We start from the raw sequence: 19,233 nt of genomic DNA on the forward strand, positions 1-19,233 counted from the left end.
ATACCACCAACCTACTTAGAATCAATATTTTGCACAAATAAGGCGGAGGGGTAGGCCCCCCGCGAAAGAAAGCGATTCCAGACCGAAATGTCGATTGAAGTAGTCCGTCCCGCCCGCACCCTGCAAGGCTCCCTAACCGTTCCCGGCGACAAGTCGATCTCCCACCGCTATGCGATGCTCGCTGGCCTGGCCGAGGGAACGACGCGCCTCTCGAACTTCTCCACGGGTGCGGACCCGGCCAGTTCCCTCGCCTGCATGGAAGCGCTCGGAGCGACGGTAGAGACCACCGGCGAAGGCCCAACGCGCGTGATCGAAGTGACCGGAACAGCGGGCAAGTTTATCCAGCCGACGCAGCCGCTGGACTGCGGCAACTCCGGCTCGACCATGCGCATGCTCTCCGGTCTGATCGCCCCCCATCCGCACACTTTCACCCTCATCGGCGACCACTCGCTGACGCTCCGCCCCATGGAGCGCATCCGCAAGCCGCTCTCACAGATGGGTGTGAAGATGGACCTCATTGAAGGCCATGCGCCGATCACCATCCACGGCGGTCCACTCCAGGCGATCGACTTTGACACACCTATTCCCTCAGCGCAGGTAAAAACCGCCGTCCTCTTCGCCGGTCTTCAGGCCACCGGCACCACCAGCCTGTCCGAGTCCGTCCGCACCCGCGACCACTCCGAGCACGCACTCCGCGCCTTCGGTGCGACGCTCACCCGCTCTGGCGACAAGCTCTCCATCCCCGGCGGCCAGACTCTTAAGGCCATCGACGCCACCGTCCCCGGCGACCTCTCCTCCGCCGCCTTCTTCCTCTGCGCCGCGCTGCTCTTCCCGGACTCGAACCTCATTCTCGACTCGCTCGGCATGAACCCCACCCGCACCGCTCTGCTCGATGTCCTGGCTACGCTCGGAGCAAAGTTCAAGGTACTGACTGTCGAAGAGCACCACGGCGAGATGATCGGGACCATCCAGGTCAACGTCGCCCCCGGCGGCCTGAAGGGTGCCGACATAACCGGCCCTCTCTCCGCCATGATCATCGACGAGCTTCCCGTTCTGGCTGCCATTGCCCCGTACACCCGCGACGGCATCCGCATCCGCGACGCTAAGGAGTTGCGCGTGAAAGAGTCCGACCGCATCGCTCTGGTCGCGAAAAATCTCACAGCCATGGGAGCGAAGTTCACGGAGTTCGAGGACGGCCTGGACATCCCCGGCGGTCAGACATTGCACGGCGCCCAGATCGACTCCGGCACAGACCATCGCATCGCGATGGCGTTTTCGATCGCTGCTCTGCGGGCCGAAGGCGAGACCGAGATCCACGGAGCCGAGGCTGCGGCAATCTCCTTCCCGGAGTTCTTCACCAACCTGCGCGAGCTCTGCCCCGCCTAGTTATTCGGGAGATAGCGTTGGCAGATGATCGATGTGCGATAACGATCGATCGACACGCTCTGCGCGCTGCGCCCAGCTCGCAGGATAGTTTGCGATGAGATAACTGAGCGCGCGGATGACATCCTTGGCTTCTATCTCGTCCAGCTGATATCCCTTCGGAATCATCTCGCGGTCCTCGCCTCGAAGTATGCGGACATGCGGCAAGCCGAGCGGCATCCACTCAATCGCCTTCTGCCACGAGGTCGCCAGCACCACCATGGGCACGCCTGCCGCGCGGGCAACATGCATCGTGCCCGTGTCGAGCGAGACGACGTAGTCGCTCATGGCGAGCAGCGCGGCAAGCTGAGTCACGGAAGTCCGCCCCGCCAGCGAAACCCCAATCTCATCTGCGGCAAGCCGTATCTCTTCGATCGGCTTCGCGTCGGTCGCGGTTCCGACATAGACAACCGAGCAACCCAGCTCATGGCGTGCATGATGGATTACCTGGACCAATCGGTCCCGATGCCATCCCGTACGCTGGCCGCCGCTCGTCTGGGTGACCATGACCAGCAGAGGACGTCCCTGAGGATTAACCTCTCGCACGAGCTTCTCCGCGTAGGCAACGTCTGAGGAGGAGAAAGGGACGCGCGGCTCGCGGCTTGGACTCTCAAGTTTCAGCAGTCCAACCAGCCGAAGGTTGTTCGCGATCAGGCTCGCTTCTCGATCGAGGATCAGGGGCCGGTGATAGAGCGCCGGAGTCTGGGTAAAGCCTGCTCGCCAGCCTCCGGTTGCCAGCATCCCCATCAGGCCAATCCGCGTCCGCTGGTCGGAGGCACCAGTCAAGATGCAATCGGGCCGGATGCCCAACCTCGCCAGCTCCAACGAAAGCGCCTTGGCCGCCGGACGGAGTCCATGCAGCGGGTCTGGCGTCTCGATCAAGTGGTCGATGGCGGCGTTATGCCGAAGCAGTTGCAGTCCTAGTCCGCGCGTAGCGACCGTGATGACCGCATGCGGCTTCTCTGCCCGAATTGCGTCGTAGACCGGCGTGAGGTGCACGCAGCATCCCAGCGGAAGCATATATTCGAGGATCAGAATCGATCGCGCTTCTTCAATAGGAGTACGCAAGCTCGAAGACCTGACGAAGCGTTCTATCGCCATCGCCGGCGCGAGCGCCATGCCTGTGATCACTTGCTTGAGAGACATTGCCGCTACACCCCGTACGGTAGTTCCAGCTACATCTTGTAGCGGCCCATCTCGTCGTCGTTCAGATTTTCAAGCCACTTGCGGAGCTCGTCCGGATTGATGTTCTGCGTGCCATTCGCTGCCACTCGAGAGCTGGCGAGAACGTCGCGATTTACGTAGATGGGGCAGTCCCATCGCAGCGCCAGCGCGATCGCGTCCGATGGCCGCGCGTCGACGGCCACGATCTCGCCCTGCTGCTCCATCCAGATGAGAGCGTAGAAAGTGTCGTCGCGAAGCTCCGAGACGACCACCTTCGTAACCCTGGCGTTCAAGCCGCGAGTCAGGTCGCGCAATAGATCGTGAGTCATCGGGCGCGGCGTCGCCGTCTTCTCCAGTTCGATGGCAATCGCATTCGCTTCGAAGATGCCAACCCAAATGGGCAGCACCATCTCGCTCTCCACGTCCTTCAGAATGACGATGGGCATGTTGGTGATGGGGTCCATCATCAGGCCGCGAATCTGCACTTCGATCTCCGTCGGCACCTCAAGCGCCGACTTCGCCGCGACAGATTTGGCCTCATGCTTCATCAGGCAGCCTCGCCGACGAGGCTGTTCGGGAAGGTCTGCGTGATGCGCACGTTCACATAGCTGCCCGGCGCTGGAAGGATCGGCTGCGTCGTCGTAAAGTTCACAGTCTTGTTCTGCGAGCTGCGCCCAATGACCTGTCCGCGTTGACGATTGTGGCCTTCCACCATCACCTCCATCGTCTGGCCCAGGTGGCGCTCGTAGCTGATGCGCTGTAGATCGCGCTGAATGTCATTGAGCCGCTTCAGGCGGTCGATCTTGAGCTCTTCGTAGATAGAGTCCGCCATGGTGATGGCCGGCGTGTTCGGCCGGGGCGAGTACTTGAAGGCGTAGATCGCGTCGTAGCCAACCTCGCCGAGCAGCGTCGCCGTCTGCTCGAAGTCTTCCTCGGTCTCGCCGGGAAAGCCGACGATGATGTCCGAGGTCATGCTGATCTCGCGCTTCGCCGCCTTGATCCAGGCGATGCGTTCGAGGTACCAGTCGCGGGTGTACTCGCGGGCCATCGCTTTCAGGACATCGCTGGAGCCACTCTGCACGGGAAGGTGGACGTGGTCGCAGAGCGTCGGTACCGCATCGAGCACCTCGACGATGTCACGGGTGAAATGGCGCGGGTGCGAGGTGGTGAAGCGCACGCGGCGGATGCCGGGAACGGTTCCAACAGCTTCGAGCAACTCGGCAAAGGATTTCTTTCCCGACGGATCAGCGTAAGAGTTCACGTTCTGGCCGAGGAGTTGAATCTCGGTGTAGCCGGAGTCGGCGATGCGACGGGCTTCGGCGAGGACGGAGTCCGCTGTGCGCGACCGCTCCTTGCCGCGCGTGTAGGGGACGACGCAGTAGGCGCAGAACTTGTCGCAGCCTTCGATGATGGTGATGTAGCCGCGGTGCGGATTGGTGCGCGAGGTGAACTCGGTCTCGAAGGTCTCGTTGGTCTGGCGGTCGTCGAGGCCGGTGATGCGCGTCTCGCCGGCTTCGAGGCGTGCGAGCATCTCGGGGAGGTTGCGATAGGAGGCCGAACCCGAGACGATCGAGACGTAGGGTGCCTTCTCGAAGATCTTTTCGCCCTCCTGCTGGGCGACGCAGCCGATGACGGCGAACCTCTTGCCTTCGCCCTGCATCTTTTTGTACTCGTTCAGGCGGTGGAAGACCTTTTGTTCGGCTTTGTCGCGGATGGAACAGGTGTTGTAGAGGATCAGGCCGGCCTCGGCCTCGTCCTGAACCTGGGCGTAGCCTTCGTGCTCCAGGGTGCCGATGACTTTTTCGGAGTCATGGGCGTTCATCTGGCAGCCGAAGGTTTCGATGTAGAAGGTTTTGCTCACAGGGTAAGTATATCGCCCGATGGAGTTCGCCCGGGCTTGAGAACTTGTATCCCACTCTTGTCGAGTACCGCGAATCGTTCCTTAGTTACTCTTCACGAGTTCTAAGTCAAGAATATCGATCCGCTTTCCGTCTGGAGGGTCACCCCAAGACCTCCAATGCCAGTGTTTTGAAGCCGGTTCCCAAGTAAATTGCTCGGTGACAGTCTCTTGAGGTAGTTTGTAGACGAACGATAGTTGATCGCCATTCACCTGACTGTAGCCGAGGACCGAACTCTCTTCCGAGCCAAAGTTCTTCAATAAGTGCGAGATATATCGACCCTCTTTATAGTCATAGCGAAAGTAGTAGATGGCTTCGAAGGGCCTGCCTATGCCGAAGATGTTTTCGGCGCTTTTTTCTGTCAACCGCAGGAATTGATGGCTGAGCACCCATTCGCCGTGCATCTTCCATGTGTAGGGATGTTCGTGTGCAATCCCCTTCGCGTTCCAATCGCCGACGAGTTGGTCGAGTATCCGATCTTGAGGCCAGACAGGGGTGCTCTCCTGGCTGGTCGCGCCAGCGGAAGCAAGCAACAAACTCAAGATGGCTATCAGGTTTTTCATAGACCGCCTCAAAGCGAAGCGCTGGAAGCGAGATCGTACGCCATAACGCTGGAGTTTGCTCGATATATTGATTTTTTGGTAGCGCCACCGGGGCTCGAACCCGGACTCTCAGCCTTGAAAGGGCCGCGTGTTAACCAGTTACACCATGGCGCCAAATTGCTTCGGCATTGCTTTGAACTCGCATCTTCAAATCTAGAGGGGATCAGGATTTGGTAGCGTCACCGGGGCTCGAACCCGGACTCTCCGCCTTGAGAGGGCGGCGTGTTAACCAGTTACACCATGACGCCAAACAGAAGAAACATCTCTTCGCCGCGATTCTCTAAGTATATCAGGGAATTGGCTTGTGCAGAAGAGGTTGAGGTCGTTGCAAAAGACAAATGCGGGGATTCTTCGCTTCACTCAGAATGACGCCCTAGTACGCTTGAAGTCGACCCTAAAGGCCGAGTTTCTTGACCTCGTCGTTGTAGTACTTGCGATAGAGGATGTCCCATTCCTGCGAGCCTTCGACGATGATCTTGCGCTGCGAGGAGATCTTCATCCGAGCAGCCGCGTCGATCTTGGTCTCTTCCATCAGCAGCTTTTCGAGCGCCTTGCGGGCCTCCTGCCGGATGGTGTTGCGGTCTTCGAGAAAGTCGCACTCGGGGATCTCGGCAAGCGAGTCGGCGACCGTGTGAGCGAGCTTATTGAGCTTGTCGCGGGAGATTCTCATAGCACCGCCTTGTACTTGCGGGCCAGCTCGTTTTTGACCTTCTTAAACATCTCGGGGTAGCTTGCGCCGGTCTTGCGCATGTCGTCCTGGAAGGCTTCGAGGATAACGCGGACCTCATCGTTGATGCGGTCTTCGAGCGAAAGTTCCTCGACCATTGCCGTCGTCACGCGCTCGTTCAAGACGGCAGGTTTCGTGGTCGCAATCATCTTCGCTTCAACGAGATGCTTGACCGTCTGCCGTGCCAGGTACCCTACATAATCTTTAGAGAAAATCATCGCTTTTGTTCAGAATACACGATGCTGAGTTTCATCCATCCGACGCTCAGCGTCCGGATGTCGTTGAATCGTTGGTAGGGCAATTCCATAGGCGTAGCAGCCCTCTTTCTGCGACAATAGCTTCTTGATGCAGACCGATAACCTGATCTCAGTTAAAGACGACATGATTGCCTTCATCGCCGGACACGGCATGAGGCGGCTGAATGGCTATGTGACCGAAGAGGTGCCGACCGTCCTCTTTGAAGAAGACGACGCGGACGCCTGGAAGGTCTTCGTGGAGCACGCGAAGGCGGCGAACTCGCCGTTTGTAACCATGAGCGAGGTTGTTCTCGAGAAGACAGACATCGCCATCCTGCTCGAGCAGTTGCGCGACCAGAGCTATCCGGATGACGACGGCCAGGAGTTCGACGACGCACAGGCGCTGGTGAAGCACGTTGGCAAGACGGGATACCTGCAGCTTGGCTTCGCGCACCAGGGCGTGATGTTCCTCTTCGAGACTTCGACGCCGTGGTACGAACGCTTCCAGGAGCTGCTTGAGGCAGTAACCGATCTCGGCGGTATCGTCGTCGATGATGGCGAAGGCGACGACTAGGCAGCGATGAACGATGAAGCTGAGGCCCTGAACGTAACTGGGCTGGAACCTGCCGGTCGCCCATGGATCGGTCTCGCCATAGATGAGGCGACGGCGCAGGCTTTGTCGCAACAACTGGAGTGTCCGCTTCCGATTGCGAAGTTCCTCGTATCGCGCGGAATTTCAAGCTCGGTTTCAGCTCATAGATTCTTCCATCCCACAATCGATGAACTGTACGATCCCATGCTTCTACTCGGCATGGCACCCGCCGTCGAGCGCATTCAGCGTGCAGTGGCGGATGGCGAGATCATCCTGATCTACGGCGACTACGACGTGGACGGCACAACAGCCACGGTCCTGCTGAAGACTGCCATCGAACGAATCGCGCCCACGGACCGCCCGGCACAGGTGCGATACCACGTTCCCCATCGCATCCGCGAAGGCTACGGCATGCAGGCCAAAGTCCTGGGGGACGCCTCGATTGCGGGCGTGTCGCTGGTGATCAGCGTGGACACCGGAATTCGCGCGTTCGCCGCAGCTGATGAGGCCAAGGCACTCGGACTGGACCTGATCGTGACCGACCACCATCTCCCGGACGATGTGGCCGGGATTCCCGAAGCTCTCGCCGTCATCAACCCGGCTCAGGCCGATTGCCCATACCCTTTCAAGTCCCTTTGCGGCGCGGCAGTTGCTTTCAAGCTCGCCTATGCGCTGATGTCCGCAGCCGCCCGGACTGAGATCGAGCGGGAACGTTTGGAGAGCAAGATTCTTCCATCGTTCCTCAAGCTGGTCGCAATTGCGACGATTGCCGACTCGGTTCCGCTCGTCGGGGAGAATCGGGTGATCGCGGCGCTCGGGCTTCGCGAACTTCGCAATCCAGTCCAGCCGGGATTGCGGGCATTGATGCAGGTCGCACAGATCCCGCTCGACCGCCCTCCGACTGCGACCGAAGTGGGCTTTCGGCTGGCCCCTCGTATTAATGCAGCCGGACGGATGGATGTCGCAAGTGATGTGGTGGAGCTCTTCCTTACGCGCGACCCGGAGCTCGCCCAGCAGCTTGCAGAGAAGCTGGACCGCCTCAACAGCGAGCGGCGCGCGACGGAGGCAAAGGCGCTCGAAAGCATCGAGGCCCAGCTTGCCGTCATGAAAGCGGTGACCGGCCAGTTCCCTGCCGACTGCATCATCCTCGATGATGCCGAGTGGCATCGCGGCGTCCTGGGCATTCTGGCATCGCGGGTCGTCGATCGGACAGGCCGCCCCGCGTTGGTGATGACGCATGACGAAGGACAGGCGCATGGGTCAGGGCGATCGATTGAAGGCTTCCACCTGCTCGATGCATTGACGGTTGCACACGCATCCGACGCGGGTGCGGAACCCGTATTTACACGATTCGGCGGCCATGCCCACGCGGTCGGCTTCTCGCTACCCTCGGACCGTCTGGCCGACCTGAGAGAGCGGATGGCCGCCATCGCAGGAGTGCACTTCGCAGCAGAGGCTCCGGTCGAATCGCTTCACTTCGATGTTGAGCTGGAGTTTTCCCAAGTAACCGATGAGTTTGAGGGTTGGCTTTCGCGCTGCGCTCCCTTCGGCAATGGAAACCCCGAGCCGCTCTTCATGAGCTGCGGCGTCATTCTCGCGAGCGCACCCCGAATCATCAAAGACCGCCACGTTTGCCTGCAATTCGAACGAAGTGACGGGGACTCGATAAATGCCATGGGATGGAGCCGGAGTATCGACTGGCCCGAAAGGTGCCAACTCCTCGACATCCAGCGAGGCGCTTCGCTGGATGTCGCTTATTATGTTCGGCGAAATACGAACGGGCGATTTGCTGGCCTGGAACTGGAACTCGTAGACCTCAGGCTCGCTGCCCACGCGGCGGACTGAGTGCCCCAGTTCCGCAACATACTGTAACGAAAAAACTTGCTCCGTTGATGCAACATGAGCGTCTTATATACTGAAGACCCGACGATGCCAGCAAACGAAAAGACTCATCGCAACTCCTATGTAATTTGGATCGCCGCAGCTGTCGTCCTCGTAGCAGCGATTCTGTTCATTCGCTGGAAGACGAAGGACCGTGTCGTCGTCCGCTCGTCTACGGTGAGCCGCCAGAGCCTCGAGAGCTCGACCTCTACCAACGGCAAGGTGGAACCTATCCACGAGTACCAGGCCCACGCGGCCTTCCCGGGTGTGGTGAAGCGGCTCTACGTCCAAGTAGGAGATAAGGTTCCGTCCGGGGCGCTGCTGGTAACGATGGACGATACGGACATCCGGTCGCGGTTGGCCGGTGCGGCCGTCTCCATCAGTACCGCAAAGATCGGCCTCGACGCTACGCAACACAATGGGACGCAGGAAGAGCGTCTTGCCCTGACCAGCGACTTTGACCGGGCCAAGTCCCAGAAGCAACAAGCAACCAGCGACCTTGCAGCGATGCAGCAACTCCAGCAGAAGGGTGCCGCGTCCGCAGCCGAAGTCGCCGCTGCTCAGCAACGCCTGCAGACGGCAACCAGCACGCTGGATGGTCTTCAGGCGCGCAGCGAACGCCGCTACAGCCCTTCGGAGCTGGAGCGAGCGCGGCAGCAACTTGCGAATGCGCAGGCGGACCAGGCTGCGGCGGAACGTAGCTACGCGGCAGCGAATATCCGCGCGCCGTTCGCCGGGACCGTCTACTCGGTGCCAGTGGCTGAGTACGACTACGTTCCCGCAGGTGAAGATCTCCTCGACATTGCTGACCTCAATCAGATTCAGGTACGCGCCTACTTCGACGAGCCAGAGATCGGCAAGCTCGCCGTCGGCCAGAAGGTGAAGATCGTGTGGGACGCCAAGCCGCTGAAGACCTGGCACGGTCATATTGATCAGGTGCCTTCGACCGTGATCACCTACGGCACGCGCAACGTTGGCGAGTGTCTGATCACTGTGGACGATGCCCAGGGCGATCTGCTTCCGAACACAAACGTTACCGTGACCGTTACAACCTCCCAAAGCAGCAATGTGTTAAGCGTTCCTCGAGAGGCTCTGCACACAGACGGGCCACGCGACTATGTCTACCGGATCGTCAATGGCAAACTGGTACGCACCGCTGTCCAGATCGGAGTCGTCAACCTGACGCGCGTTGAGATCACTTCGGGCCTGAACGACAAGGACGTCATCGCGCTCAGCTCGACCAGCAGCAACAGCGACCTCTCCAACGGCTTGCGCGTAAAAATCGTCGAATAACATGGCTTATCGGCTCCCCACGGTTTTGCTGTTCGCGATGTTCCTTCTCCTCCGTCTCACCGCGGCGGCGGACGTCGTCCACGCGACGGCAGCTCTGAATCAAGGGCGGGTAGAGGATGCGACCCTCGAGCTTCGGAGTGATCTCAAGGCTCATCCTCACGATGCCCTGCTTCATCAGGTGTTGTGCAGGGCGTTTTACTCGGAGGAGCTCGCCGATCGTGCTATCGCGGAGTGCGAGGCAGCAGTGGCTGAAACGCGTTCCGACAATGCCTTATTAAGCGAAAATCTGATGTGGCTCGGTCGAGCCTACGGCCTCAAGGCCTCGCGCGCGAACCCTATCTCCGCATTCCGGATCGCGAAGAAGGTGGTGGGTGCCTTCGAGCGTTCGGCTCAGGTCGACCCGAAAAATATCTCCGCGCTCAGCGACCTTGGGGAGTACTACGTTGGCGCGCCTTCGATCGTCGGGGGCGGACTGGATAAAGCCGACGCTCTGGCCGCCCGTGTAATGCCCGTCTCCGCGACCAAGGCACACCGGTTGCTGGCGATGATCGCCGAGAAGCGAGGCGACAACGAAACCGCTGAGGCGGAGTTCAAGCGCGCCTTCGAAGCTCAACGGACGCCGCAGACACTAGTCGACATTGCAGACTTTTATCAGCGCCGAAAGCAGTGCGACGAGTCGGTATCGACGGTCAAGACGCTCGTCCGAATGGACCACGCACGAGACGCAGCGATCGTCGACGCCGCGAGCGTCCTGGTCGCATGCAACCGCGAACCGCAACTTGCGCGGGAGCTATTCGAAAACTATCTCACTTCTCCCGCGAAATCCGACAGCGCACCAGCAGCGCGAGTACACGTCCAACTGGGCGATTTGATCGGCAAGTCGGGCGACGTGGAAGGCGCACGCCGCGAGTACCAGAAGGCACTCGCCCTTGCCTCAGAGTATGCCCCTGCTCGCAAAGCTCTGCAGGCACGATAAGTAATCGAGATACCATGAACTTCAGCCGTAATCGCAGCATGACACAGAGAGGCCGGCAACGATCGATGCTCCGCTTCCCATCACTTCTATTGGCCGCCACGGCTCTCCTTGCGCCGTGCGTCACCTCGCAGGCGCAGATCTCTTTTTCTTCGGCGGTGGACCTTGCATTGCGGAGCGATCCAAAGATCAAGGCTGCTGATGCCGGCATCGAAAAGGCGCGCGCCGCGCTCTCCTCCGTCCGCGACACATTCATTCCCAGCGCAAGCGCGAACGGCGGCTACGGAACCTCTACGGGAGTTCCCTTGGGCGTCCCGGTGGTGTTCAGTCTGTCGAGCCAGTCGCAGCTCTTCAGCTTCGCTCAGCGGGACAACACACGTGCCGCCACGGCAGCCTTGCAGGCGGCTCTCCTGGCGGCGGAAGAGTCGCGGGACCAGGTCACCGAAGATGTAGCCGTGACGTATTTAAACCTCGACAACTCGCAGCGGCGTCAGGCCGCAATGGCGCAGGAATATAGCTACGCTCAGAAGCTGACCAATATTGTTCAGGATCGTCTGGAAGCCGGTCACGACGCACGGATCGAACTTCTAAAGGCGAAGCGCACGGCAGCACAGATTCATCTGCAGCTTCTTCAGATAGAGGACCAGATCACCGGGCTCTCCGATCACCTGTCGCGACTTGTTGGCCTGCCCGGAAACCGTCTTAGCTCGGTTTCATCCTCGATTCCCTCCCTGCCAGCGATCACGACTCTGACTGGAGATGCGCCGGACAGCTTTGGCGTCCAGTCCTCAATGGCAGTCGCTCGAAGCAAGCAATATGTAGCGTTCGGCGAAGAGCACTATCGTTTCCGGCCACAGATCAGCTTCAGCGCAAACTACAGCCGCATCAGTACCAGCCATACGAACTACATCGACTACTACCCGGGCTTTAAGCAGATGAGCGAGAGCGCTGCATCCATCGGCATTGGGATCACTTTGCCCCTCTACGACAGGCTCCACGAGGACCGTGCCCGCGAAACGGCAGCGGAGGCCCACCGCGCGCAATTTGAAGCGGAGGATCAGCGCAATCAGTTCCTCGAAGGCCGCGCCCGGCTACAGCACAGCGCCCAGGAATTGGCGGCACGAAGCGATCTCGCCGGCATCGATCGCGAGCTTGCGCAAGAGCAGCTTGACATCGTGCTGGCACAGCTTTCAGCAGATAACGGAAGTTCCGGTGGCCCGCTGATGACTCCGAAAGACGAGCAAAACGCTCGCCTGCAGGAGCGTGCGAGGGCTATCGACCTGCTGGAAGCGGAGTTTCAACTGAACCAGGCACAGATCAACCTGATGCGTCAGACAGGTCAGCTCGACACGTGGCTGAAGAACGTCGACGTTAGGGCTGTTTCGCCTTCTTCATCCACCACGATCACACCGGCTGCAGGATCCGTCACCCCATAAACGACCCTGCGGCGATACCTTCCCGACAACCCTCTTCGAAGGCCCAAGTGCTAACGAAGTGGTAAACTAAGAGATAGCGATGAAGCCACTTAAAACACTTTTTCTGAACCCGCCTTCCTTCGAGAAATTTGATGGTGGTGCCAGCTCACGCTGGCCCGCGACACGTGAGATCGAATCGTACTGGTACCCGGTATGGCTCACCTATCCCGCCGGCATGCTCGAGGGCTCGCGCCTTGTCGATGCTCCGCCGCACCACCTGAAGTGGCAGGATGTTGTCGAGATCCTCAAGGACTACGAATTCCTCGTCCTCTTCACCAGCACCATGGGCTGGGAAGGCGACCAGAAGATGGCCGAGGTCATCAAGCAGACCTATCCCTCGATTAAGATTTCGTTCGTCGGACCTCCGGTCACCACATCGACCGATAAGGCTCTAAACGAGTGCGCCGCAATCGACTTTATCTGCCGCCGGGAGTTTGACTTCTCCATCGTGGAGTTCGCCAACCACAAGCCGCTGGCTGAGATCCTTGGCGTCAGCTACCGCGAGAATGGCCAGATCGTTCACAATCCCGACCGCGCCCAGGTTACCCCGGAAGAGCTGGACGAGATGCCTTGGGCGACCGAGATCTACCACCGCGATCTCGATGTCACCAAGTACTCGGTTCCCTTCCTGCTGCACCCGTATGTCTCGCTCTACTCGACGCGCGGCTGCCCAGCGCAGTGCACCTTCTGCCTCTGGCCGCAGACGCTCTCCGGCCACGCATGGCGTAAGCGTTCGACCGATGACGTTGCCGCCGAGATGAAGCAGGCGAAGGAACTCTTCCCCCACGTAAAAGAGTTCTTCTTCGACGACGACACCTTCAACATTCAGCGCGCTCGTACCGTAGAGCTCTGCGAGAAGCTGAAGCCACTAGGCCTGACGTGGTCCTGCACCTCGCGCGTCACTACAGACTTCGAGACCCTCAAGGCGATGAAGGAAGCAGGCTGCCGCCTCCTGATCGTCGGCTACGAGTCAGGCGACGAACAAATCCTCAAGAACATCAAGAAGGGTGCGACGGTTCAGCGCGCGCTCGACTTCACCCGCGACTGCCACAAGCTCGGCCTCGTAGTTCACGGCGACTTCATCCTCGGCCTGCCCGGCGAGACCCGCGAGTCGATCCGCAACACCATCGAATTCGCCAAGCAGCTCGACTGCGAGACCATCCAGGTTTCGATTGCGCACGCCTTCCCCGGGACCGAGTTCTACGACTACGCGAAGACCAACGGCTTCATCACCAATGAAGCTATGGCTGACGATGGCGGTCACCAGATGGCGCACATCGAGTACCCGGGCCTGCCCGTCGAGTACGTTATGGAGATGGTGCACAAGTTCTATGACGAATATTACTTCCGCCCCAAGGCAGCGTTCCGCGTAGTGTGGCAGGCGATCGTCAACCGCGATGTGCCCCGCCTCTACACCGAGGCTGTCAGCTTCATGAAGCTCCGCTCGCAGCGCAACAAGGCTGCCCGCGCCGCGAAGGAAGCGAACGCGGTCAAGGCGCAGGAATCTGTCAGCATGAACGCCTAGCGTTTACGAACTCTACAAAGGGGCGGTCAGCGAGTCTGCTGGCCGCCTTTCACTTTACCCATACGGCCCAGACCGCCGTCATTCTGAGCGCAGCGAAAAATCCCCGTATTCCCCACTTTGCCCATGAAGCACACCCTCTCTCCCCAGCGCTACCTGATCCTGCTCGCGGTGATGCTGACCGTGTCGGTCGGCGACACGATGCTGTCGCATGGCATGGCGCAGGTTGGCCCAGTATCCATGCACCACCTCGGTCTGTTGATGATCGCTATGAAGAATCCCTGGGTCATCGGCGGAATCCTTTTGCTCATCGGCTACTTCGCCAGCTACCTGACGGCATTGAGTTGGGCCGACCTCACCTTTGTACTGCCCTCGACTGCCTTCGGCTACGTGATCATCGCGCTGCTGGCGAAGTTTTGGCAGCATGAGACGATCTCCCCCTACCGCTGGCTAGGCATCACTCTGATCGTCTGCGGTGTGGGCTTCGTTGCTAACGGCCCATCGCTCACTGAGCATCCTCCCAAGCCTTCGGAGCAAGGGTTGGAGCACGTATGACCACCGTCGGCGTCGTGGAGAAATGGGTTCTAATCGACGCGGTCGCTGTCTCGGCGATCGCAGGCGATATCTTGACGGCCGGAGCCATGCGGCGCATCGGCGACCTGGATCTGATTCGGGCAAAATCAGGAATTTCGGGCGCAGCTAAAGCGGTCGTGAGTAGCCCAATGTTCCTGCTCGGCGTCTGCGCGATGGCGGTGAGCTTTTTCTCTCTACTGTTCACATTGAGCGTCGTCGATGTCTCACTGGCGACGCCAGCCAGCGCCGCAATTACGTTCATTGGCAACGCGTTCGCGGCGAAGTTCTTCCTGCATGAGAACGTCGATAAGCGACGATGGATCTCGGTTGCATTCGTCGCCGCAGGTATCATCCTCCTCGCGAGGTAGCCCTTCTTCTTCGCATGACAAGAGCCCGGGTGCCCCATCCATCGCGCTTTTGTCTCTCGCGATGGGTGGGACGTAAAACGCCCGCGCTAACGAACTAACAGAGGCATCACCCCCGTAGCCGGAAGTTCAGCCGAAAGATAGCGAGCCATATCGCCCATCAGCGCTCCAGCCGCAAGTCTTCCGCTGCGTACGGCACCTTCCATGGTCGAAGGCCACTCAGTCGCCGTCCAATCGCCAGCGAGATAGAGGCCCGGCCACGGTGTCTTCTGCGTGGGCCTATAAGCATCGAGACCCGGAGTAACCGAAAACGTCGCGCGGGCTTCTTTCAGCACGCTCGACTTGACGAGCCGAGCAGTCTTGACCGCCGGAAAGAACATCGCCAGTTCTTCAAGAGCAGAGGCGAGTATCTCTTCCCTACCCAGTTTCAACTCCGGCCATGACGCACTGATGACCAGCTCCAGATACGTCCCACGCGAGGCCGGCCAGCGGCGTATGCGCGACTTGGTAAAGATCCATTGAATACGCGTATCAAGCAGCACGGCGTGGTCTAAATCGATGACCTCACGATCGAACCAGAGATGGATCGTCGTGATGGGCGCAGCGATAAAGTGCTCGAATCCAGCAGCGATCGGAGCGCCTCCCGGCAACTCCCGCAGGATGCCCTGAGTTTGTTTGAAGTCCACTGCGAGGATCACATTGCTCGTCTCGAAGACGGCGCTTTCGGTCGTGACCCGCCAGCGATCGCCAGCTATCTGTTCGAGCCCGGTCATACCGGTCTTCATGCGAACATCGACTCCGCGAGATTGAGCCAGCTCCGTCAGCGGATTCAACCACTCACTCAGCGGCAGCGCGGGAATCCCAAGCCTTCCGGCCTGCGGTGATCGCAGAAACGATTCGTGGAAGACCTTACCCGCGTACTTCGTCGAGCAGTTATCAAAGCCATCGTTCAACGCGCCAACCACCACTGGCTCCCAGAAGTGGCGAATCGCTCGTTCGGTCTGGCGAGTCCGCTTTAACCAAGTCGCAAAGCTCTCCGCATCCGAAGCGGGATAGCCACGCAAAAACTCCACTAACCCTCTCGCGACGCCGATCTTGTCACTCAGGCCCAGCATGGGCGCGCGCAGAAAACTTATCGTCTGGTGCGATGGCGCGGGCAGCACTCCGGGCGCAAGTCGCGTTCTATTGCCATTAGGCTCGAGGAAGAAAAGTTGGTCGTACCAGCGGATCGTGTCCGCTGCGCCTGCCTGCTCGAAGAGGTCGATGAGGTTCGTGCAGCAGCCCAGGATCACATGCTGCGAGTCGACAACCTCATCAAGCGCTGGATGCGGATACGAGTAGGCACGTCCGCCCAGCGTCGGCCGCCGGTCGAGGACTGTAATGCTGTTGCCGCTGATCTCCGCTCCGCCCTGCGATAGGGCAAGCGCAGCGGCAGTCCCCGCAAGGCCACCCCCAACGACGACTACGTCACGCTGAATCGCTCCGCTCATCCCCCGTTCATCCAAGGATTCGGTTCCTGAAAGACAGCAGAACGCCCTGTACGAGAATCGTCAGCTTCTGCGCCGTCGGCACCGAGGCACGCTCGCTGAAGACGTCGTAGTCCGCCGCGATGATGCGTTCCAGCAGGCGGCGGTAGATCGTCACGAGCACCCACAATGCAGCGCGGCTGTCGCGGTCGATCAGCGGCAGCAGCAGCTGCGCCGATGCGTAGTAAGCTTCAGCCTTTTCGCCGAGTGCGCGGAGCATATCGCGATCGTTCTTGACCGGCAGTTCACCCGAGGAGAGTACCTGTAACCGGTCGAAGGTGAGCCCATATCCAGCCATCAGGTCGAGCGGCAGATAGCAGCGCCCACGTTCGGCGTCTTCCTTCACATCGCGAAGAATGTTCGTCAACTGGAAGGCAATGCCGGTCTCTTCGGCGAACTTCTCGGCCCTTGGGTCCGAATAACCGAAGATGCGAATGCAGACGAGGCCGACCACCGATGCGACCAGGTAACAGTAGCGATAAAGAGCGTCAAAGTCAGCATAGCCACGTATCTCGCCATCGTCCGTCTCGTCGGGGTAAAGGTCCATCGTCGTTCCCTGCACAAGCTGCTCTAGCAGATCGTCAGAGATGCCGAAGCGAGCCTGTGTATCGCGCACTGCGACGAAGACCGGGTCAGCATCTTCGAGCGTGGATCGCCGCCACGCAGCAATCCACTCGTCCATCATCACGCGGCGAACTTCGATCGAAAATGTCTCATCGTCGGAGAGATCGTCCGCGCGTCGCATGAAGGCGTAGATCGCGCACATCGCATCGCGCTTGGCTCGAGGTAGCACGCGGAAGGAGTAGTAGAAGTTCTTCGCCTCGCGTTTCGCGATGGCGTCGCAGGCAGCGTAGGCAGCGGCGATCTCCATCGTCGGCGGTTGCGTCGAGACGGGCACGCTCACGATCTCGCTCCAAGCAACTTACCCCAGACTGCCCCCGCGACCAGTTGCAGCTTGCGAGTCTTTGAGACCTCGGGACGACTCTTCAAGGTGTCGTAGTCCTGCGCGGCGATCGCATCCAAGATCGACTCGCCACCTTTGCGGAAGAGATCCAGCGTCGTCGCAAGCTCACGGTCAACATGCTGGCTGATCGCGCTTCCCTCGCGCAGCATCTCTCGTGTGTACGCGACGAGATGCTGCATCAGTGTACGGAACTGTGGCGTGAACCGCCGTGCGGTAATGTCGTCGTCCGTCACGCCGAACTGCGTCATCAAATCGGCCGGGAGATAGCGGCGACCACGCTCCCAGTCTTCGACCACATCCTGCCAGAAGTTGGCGAGTTGAAGCGCGGTACAGATCTTGTCGGAGAGCAGGGCGAGCGACTCTTCGCGGTAGCCGGAGATCAGCAGGACGAGCCGTCCTACGGGATTCGCCGAGTCATGCGAGTACGCACCCAACTCGGCAAGTGACTCGTAGCGCGTCTTTGTCTGGTCAAGCCGAAAGGCGGCGAGCAGATCATGGAAGAGATGCCGGGGCAGATTATGTTCAGCGATCGTCTCATGCAGCGCGACAAAGACCGGATGCCGCGACTGTGCAGGCGCGTCGTAGCACTCGTCGAGCAGAGCGCCCCACTCGTCGAGGAGACGCAGCGCGGTCTGCGGATCGGAGACCTCATCACCAAGATCATCCGAGACGCGGCAGTACGCGTAGACACTCTCGAAGTGTGGTCGCACTGCCTTGGGCAAGAACCACGTCGCGACATGGAAGTTTTCGTAATGCGAGGTTGCCAGGTTGCGGCACCACAGCTTCGCCTCAGCCAGCGTAGGCCGCGCGGCGGGCATGATGTACTCCGGTGGAGCGCCCTCAAGGTTGCCATGTAAGCGATCGACCGGAACCGCCAGCTCCGCCGACGAGCTCATCGTGCGGCCCCCACAAGCGCCGACTCTACCAGTGCAAAATCCTCCAACGGATGGCTCCCCGGGAAGATCGCCGTCTTAATCTCCAGCCGCGACGCACCCCGGGAGCGCGTCAGCATCTTGTGGAAGAGATGGGGGACATCAGCAAGCGACGCTCTGCCGGTGATGTACTCCGCCGCTTTAAAGCGACCGCTTGTCACTAATTCGAACGCCGTCCGGCAGGCAGCCGGCGTGTGATGGAAGCTGGCCTTCAGCGTGATGTCGCCGTAGTGCAGCCGGTTGGTGTCGAGCGTGACCCGCGTCCCTGAGGGTGGTCCGCCAAAAAAGTTTACAGTTCCGCCTTTGCGAACCATATCGACGGCCCATCCCCACGTCATAGGAGTGGCGACCGCCTCAATGACAGAGTCCGCTCCGCGTTGTTGCGGTGTCAGAGCGCGTGTTGCGGCGACAATGTCGATTCCGTCGTGGATCTGCACAACCTGAGAAGCACCAAAAAGCCGCGCGGAAGCGATCTGATCTTCCCGCTTCACCACGGCAATCACATGAATGCCCGCCAGTTCCGCCGCGTGCATAAACATCAGCCCGATAGGCCCTGCCCCTACAACCACCATCGTGTCGCCAGGCCTCGCCATCGTCTCTTCCAGACCGCGAACCACGCAGGCCAGAGGCTCGGTCAGCGCTGCGTGCTCGAAGGCAATCCCCTCTGGAATGTGCAGTGTGTTCTTCTCCACAATCCTCGCTGGAACCCGGATAAACTCCGCGTAAGCACCGTTGTTGAAGAGCAGGTCCTCGCAGAGATTCTGCTGGTCGTGTTCGCAAAAGAAACATGCGTCGCAAGGCGCGGAGTTCAACGCCACAACGCGATCACCCACGGAAAATCCGGTAACTCCCTCGCCTATATCGGACACCGTTCCGGCCAGTTCATGCCCGAACGGGATGGGCGGCTGCAGCATCATCGCGTGATAACCGCGGCGATAGACCTTCAGGTCGGTGCCGCAGGTAAGCGCCGCTCCAACACGAACTACGATCTCTCCCTTTTCAGGAATCGGAAGCGGGACCCGCTCGAGGCGCAAATCTTCCTTGCCATGGAGCACTGCCGCCAGCATTTGGTTCGACGATCTCATTCT

Annotated in this window: 19 protein-coding genes and 2 tRNA genes; 9 read left to right on the plus strand and 12 right to left on the minus strand. The window is 59.9% G+C overall.

Annotated elements, in window-relative coordinates; translation table 11 throughout:
* The first annotated feature begins 87 nt into the window (after window positions 1-87).
* A complete protein-coding gene (gene aroA / locus HDF16_RS22000) occupies window positions 88-1,386 on the plus strand; it encodes a 3-phosphoshikimate 1-carboxyvinyltransferase (protein WP_184221669.1) in 1,299 nt (432 codons plus the stop codon).
* On the opposite strand, the gene HDF16_RS22005 is transcribed toward aroA, so the two are convergent.
* The 8 genes from HDF16_RS22005 to HDF16_RS31320 all read right to left on the minus strand — a co-directional run bounded on the left by HDF16_RS22005 (window position 1,387) and on the right by HDF16_RS31320 (window position 6,031).
* Window positions 1,387-2,568, minus strand: a complete 1,182-nt coding sequence (locus tag HDF16_RS22005; protein WP_184221671.1) for a glycosyltransferase family 9 protein — start codon at window positions 2,566-2,568, stop codon at window positions 1,387-1,389. It lies immediately after the preceding gene.
* 29 nt (window positions 2,569-2,597) lie between these two features.
* Window positions 2,598-3,134 (minus strand): bifunctional nuclease family protein, encoded by a 537-nt coding sequence (locus tag HDF16_RS22010; protein WP_184221673.1) that lies wholly within the window; start codon window positions 3,132-3,134, stop codon window positions 2,598-2,600.
* Window positions 3,134-4,447, minus strand: coding sequence for a tRNA (N6-isopentenyl adenosine(37)-C2)-methylthiotransferase MiaB (gene miaB / locus HDF16_RS22015; protein WP_184221674.1), 1,314 nt, complete (start codon window positions 4,445-4,447; stop codon window positions 3,134-3,136). Before miaB ends, HDF16_RS22010 begins: the two co-directional genes overlap by 1 nt.
* Before the next feature lie 81 nt (window positions 4,448-4,528).
* Window positions 4,529-5,047, minus strand: a complete 519-nt coding sequence (locus HDF16_RS22020) for a hypothetical protein (RefSeq protein WP_184221677.1) — start codon at window positions 5,045-5,047, stop codon at window positions 4,529-4,531.
* A 76-nt stretch (window positions 5,048-5,123) separates the two neighbouring features.
* Window positions 5,124-5,200, minus strand: a tRNA-Glu gene (locus tag HDF16_RS22025).
* Window positions 5,201-5,257: 57 nt separating this feature from the next.
* Window positions 5,258-5,334 (minus strand) — tRNA-Glu (locus HDF16_RS22030).
* Window positions 5,335-5,480: 146 nt separating this feature from the next.
* Window positions 5,481-5,756 carry a DUF507 family protein gene (locus tag HDF16_RS31315; protein ID WP_184221679.1) on the minus strand — a complete coding sequence of 92 codons (276 nt, stop codon included), beginning with the start codon at window positions 5,754-5,756 and terminating at the stop codon, window positions 5,481-5,483.
* On the minus strand, window positions 5,753-6,031 hold the full coding sequence (locus tag HDF16_RS31320) for a DUF507 family protein (RefSeq protein ID WP_184221681.1): 279 nt from the start codon (window positions 6,029-6,031) through the stop codon (window positions 5,753-5,755). Before HDF16_RS31320 ends, HDF16_RS31315 begins: the two co-directional genes overlap by 4 nt.
* Window positions 6,032-6,158: 127 nt before the next feature.
* Between HDF16_RS31320 and HDF16_RS22045 the strand changes: the two genes are divergently transcribed.
* The 8 genes from HDF16_RS22045 to HDF16_RS22080 all read left to right on the plus strand — a co-directional run bounded on the left by HDF16_RS22045 (window position 6,159) and on the right by HDF16_RS22080 (window position 14,726).
* Complete coding sequence (locus tag HDF16_RS22045) at window positions 6,159-6,623, plus strand: hypothetical protein (RefSeq protein ID WP_184221683.1); 465 nt, start codon at window positions 6,159-6,161, stop codon at window positions 6,621-6,623.
* A gap of 6 nt (window positions 6,624-6,629) precedes the next feature.
* Window positions 6,630-8,486 carry a single-stranded-DNA-specific exonuclease RecJ gene (recJ, locus tag HDF16_RS22050; protein ID WP_184221684.1) on the plus strand — a complete coding sequence of 619 codons (1,857 nt, stop codon included), beginning with the start codon at window positions 6,630-6,632 and terminating at the stop codon, window positions 8,484-8,486.
* 84 nt (window positions 8,487-8,570) lie between these two features.
* On the plus strand, window positions 8,571-9,815 hold the full coding sequence (locus HDF16_RS22055; protein ID WP_184221686.1) for an efflux RND transporter periplasmic adaptor subunit: 1,245 nt from the start codon (window positions 8,571-8,573) through the stop codon (window positions 9,813-9,815).
* A 1-nt stretch (window position 9,816) separates the two neighbouring features.
* Window positions 9,817-10,791, plus strand: coding sequence for a tetratricopeptide repeat protein (locus HDF16_RS22060; protein ID WP_184221688.1), 975 nt, complete (start codon window positions 9,817-9,819; stop codon window positions 10,789-10,791).
* 14 nt (window positions 10,792-10,805) lie between these two features.
* A complete protein-coding gene (locus HDF16_RS22065) occupies window positions 10,806-12,224 on the plus strand; it encodes a TolC family protein (protein ID WP_221313002.1) in 1,419 nt (472 codons plus the stop codon).
* A 79-nt stretch (window positions 12,225-12,303) separates the two neighbouring features.
* Window positions 12,304-13,788: a hopanoid biosynthesis associated radical SAM protein HpnJ gene (hpnJ, locus tag HDF16_RS22070; protein WP_184221692.1), complete on the plus strand. Its 1,485-nt coding sequence runs from the start codon at window positions 12,304-12,306 to the stop codon at window positions 13,786-13,788.
* 123 nt (window positions 13,789-13,911) lie between these two features.
* A complete protein-coding gene (locus tag HDF16_RS22075; RefSeq protein ID WP_184221694.1) occupies window positions 13,912-14,340 on the plus strand; it encodes an EamA family transporter in 429 nt (142 codons plus the stop codon).
* Window positions 14,337-14,726, plus strand: a complete 390-nt coding sequence (locus tag HDF16_RS22080; RefSeq protein ID WP_184221696.1) for a hypothetical protein — start codon at window positions 14,337-14,339, stop codon at window positions 14,724-14,726. The genes HDF16_RS22075 and HDF16_RS22080 overlap by 4 nt, the downstream gene beginning before the upstream one ends.
* Window positions 14,727-14,812: 86 nt before the next feature.
* Here the strand turns inward: HDF16_RS22080 and hpnE are convergent, their stop codons facing one another.
* The 4 genes from hpnE to HDF16_RS22100 are packed head-to-tail and all read right to left on the minus strand — an operon-like array spanning window position 14,813 to window position 19,212.
* The gene (gene hpnE / locus HDF16_RS22085) at window positions 14,813-16,213 is read right to left on the minus strand and encodes a hydroxysqualene dehydroxylase HpnE (RefSeq protein WP_184221698.1); all 1,401 of its coding nucleotides are present in this window, start codon (window positions 16,211-16,213) and stop codon (window positions 14,813-14,815) included.
* Window positions 16,214-16,220: 7 nt separating this feature from the next.
* Window positions 16,221-17,120: a phytoene/squalene synthase family protein gene (locus HDF16_RS22090; RefSeq protein WP_184221854.1), complete on the minus strand. Its 900-nt coding sequence runs from the start codon at window positions 17,118-17,120 to the stop codon at window positions 16,221-16,223.
* 29 nt (window positions 17,121-17,149) lie between these two features.
* On the minus strand, window positions 17,150-18,109 hold the full coding sequence (gene hpnC / locus HDF16_RS22095) for a squalene synthase HpnC (RefSeq protein WP_184221700.1): 960 nt from the start codon (window positions 18,107-18,109) through the stop codon (window positions 17,150-17,152).
* Window positions 18,106-19,212 (minus strand): alcohol dehydrogenase catalytic domain-containing protein, encoded by a 1,107-nt coding sequence (locus tag HDF16_RS22100; RefSeq protein WP_184221856.1) that lies wholly within the window; start codon window positions 19,210-19,212, stop codon window positions 18,106-18,108. The genes hpnC and HDF16_RS22100 overlap by 4 nt, the downstream gene beginning before the upstream one ends.
* Window positions 19,213-19,233: the final 21 nt, after the last annotated feature.

This window comes from Granulicella aggregans (genome assembly GCF_014203275.1).
Classification (GTDB): domain Bacteria; phylum Acidobacteriota; class Terriglobia; order Terriglobales; family Acidobacteriaceae; genus Edaphobacter.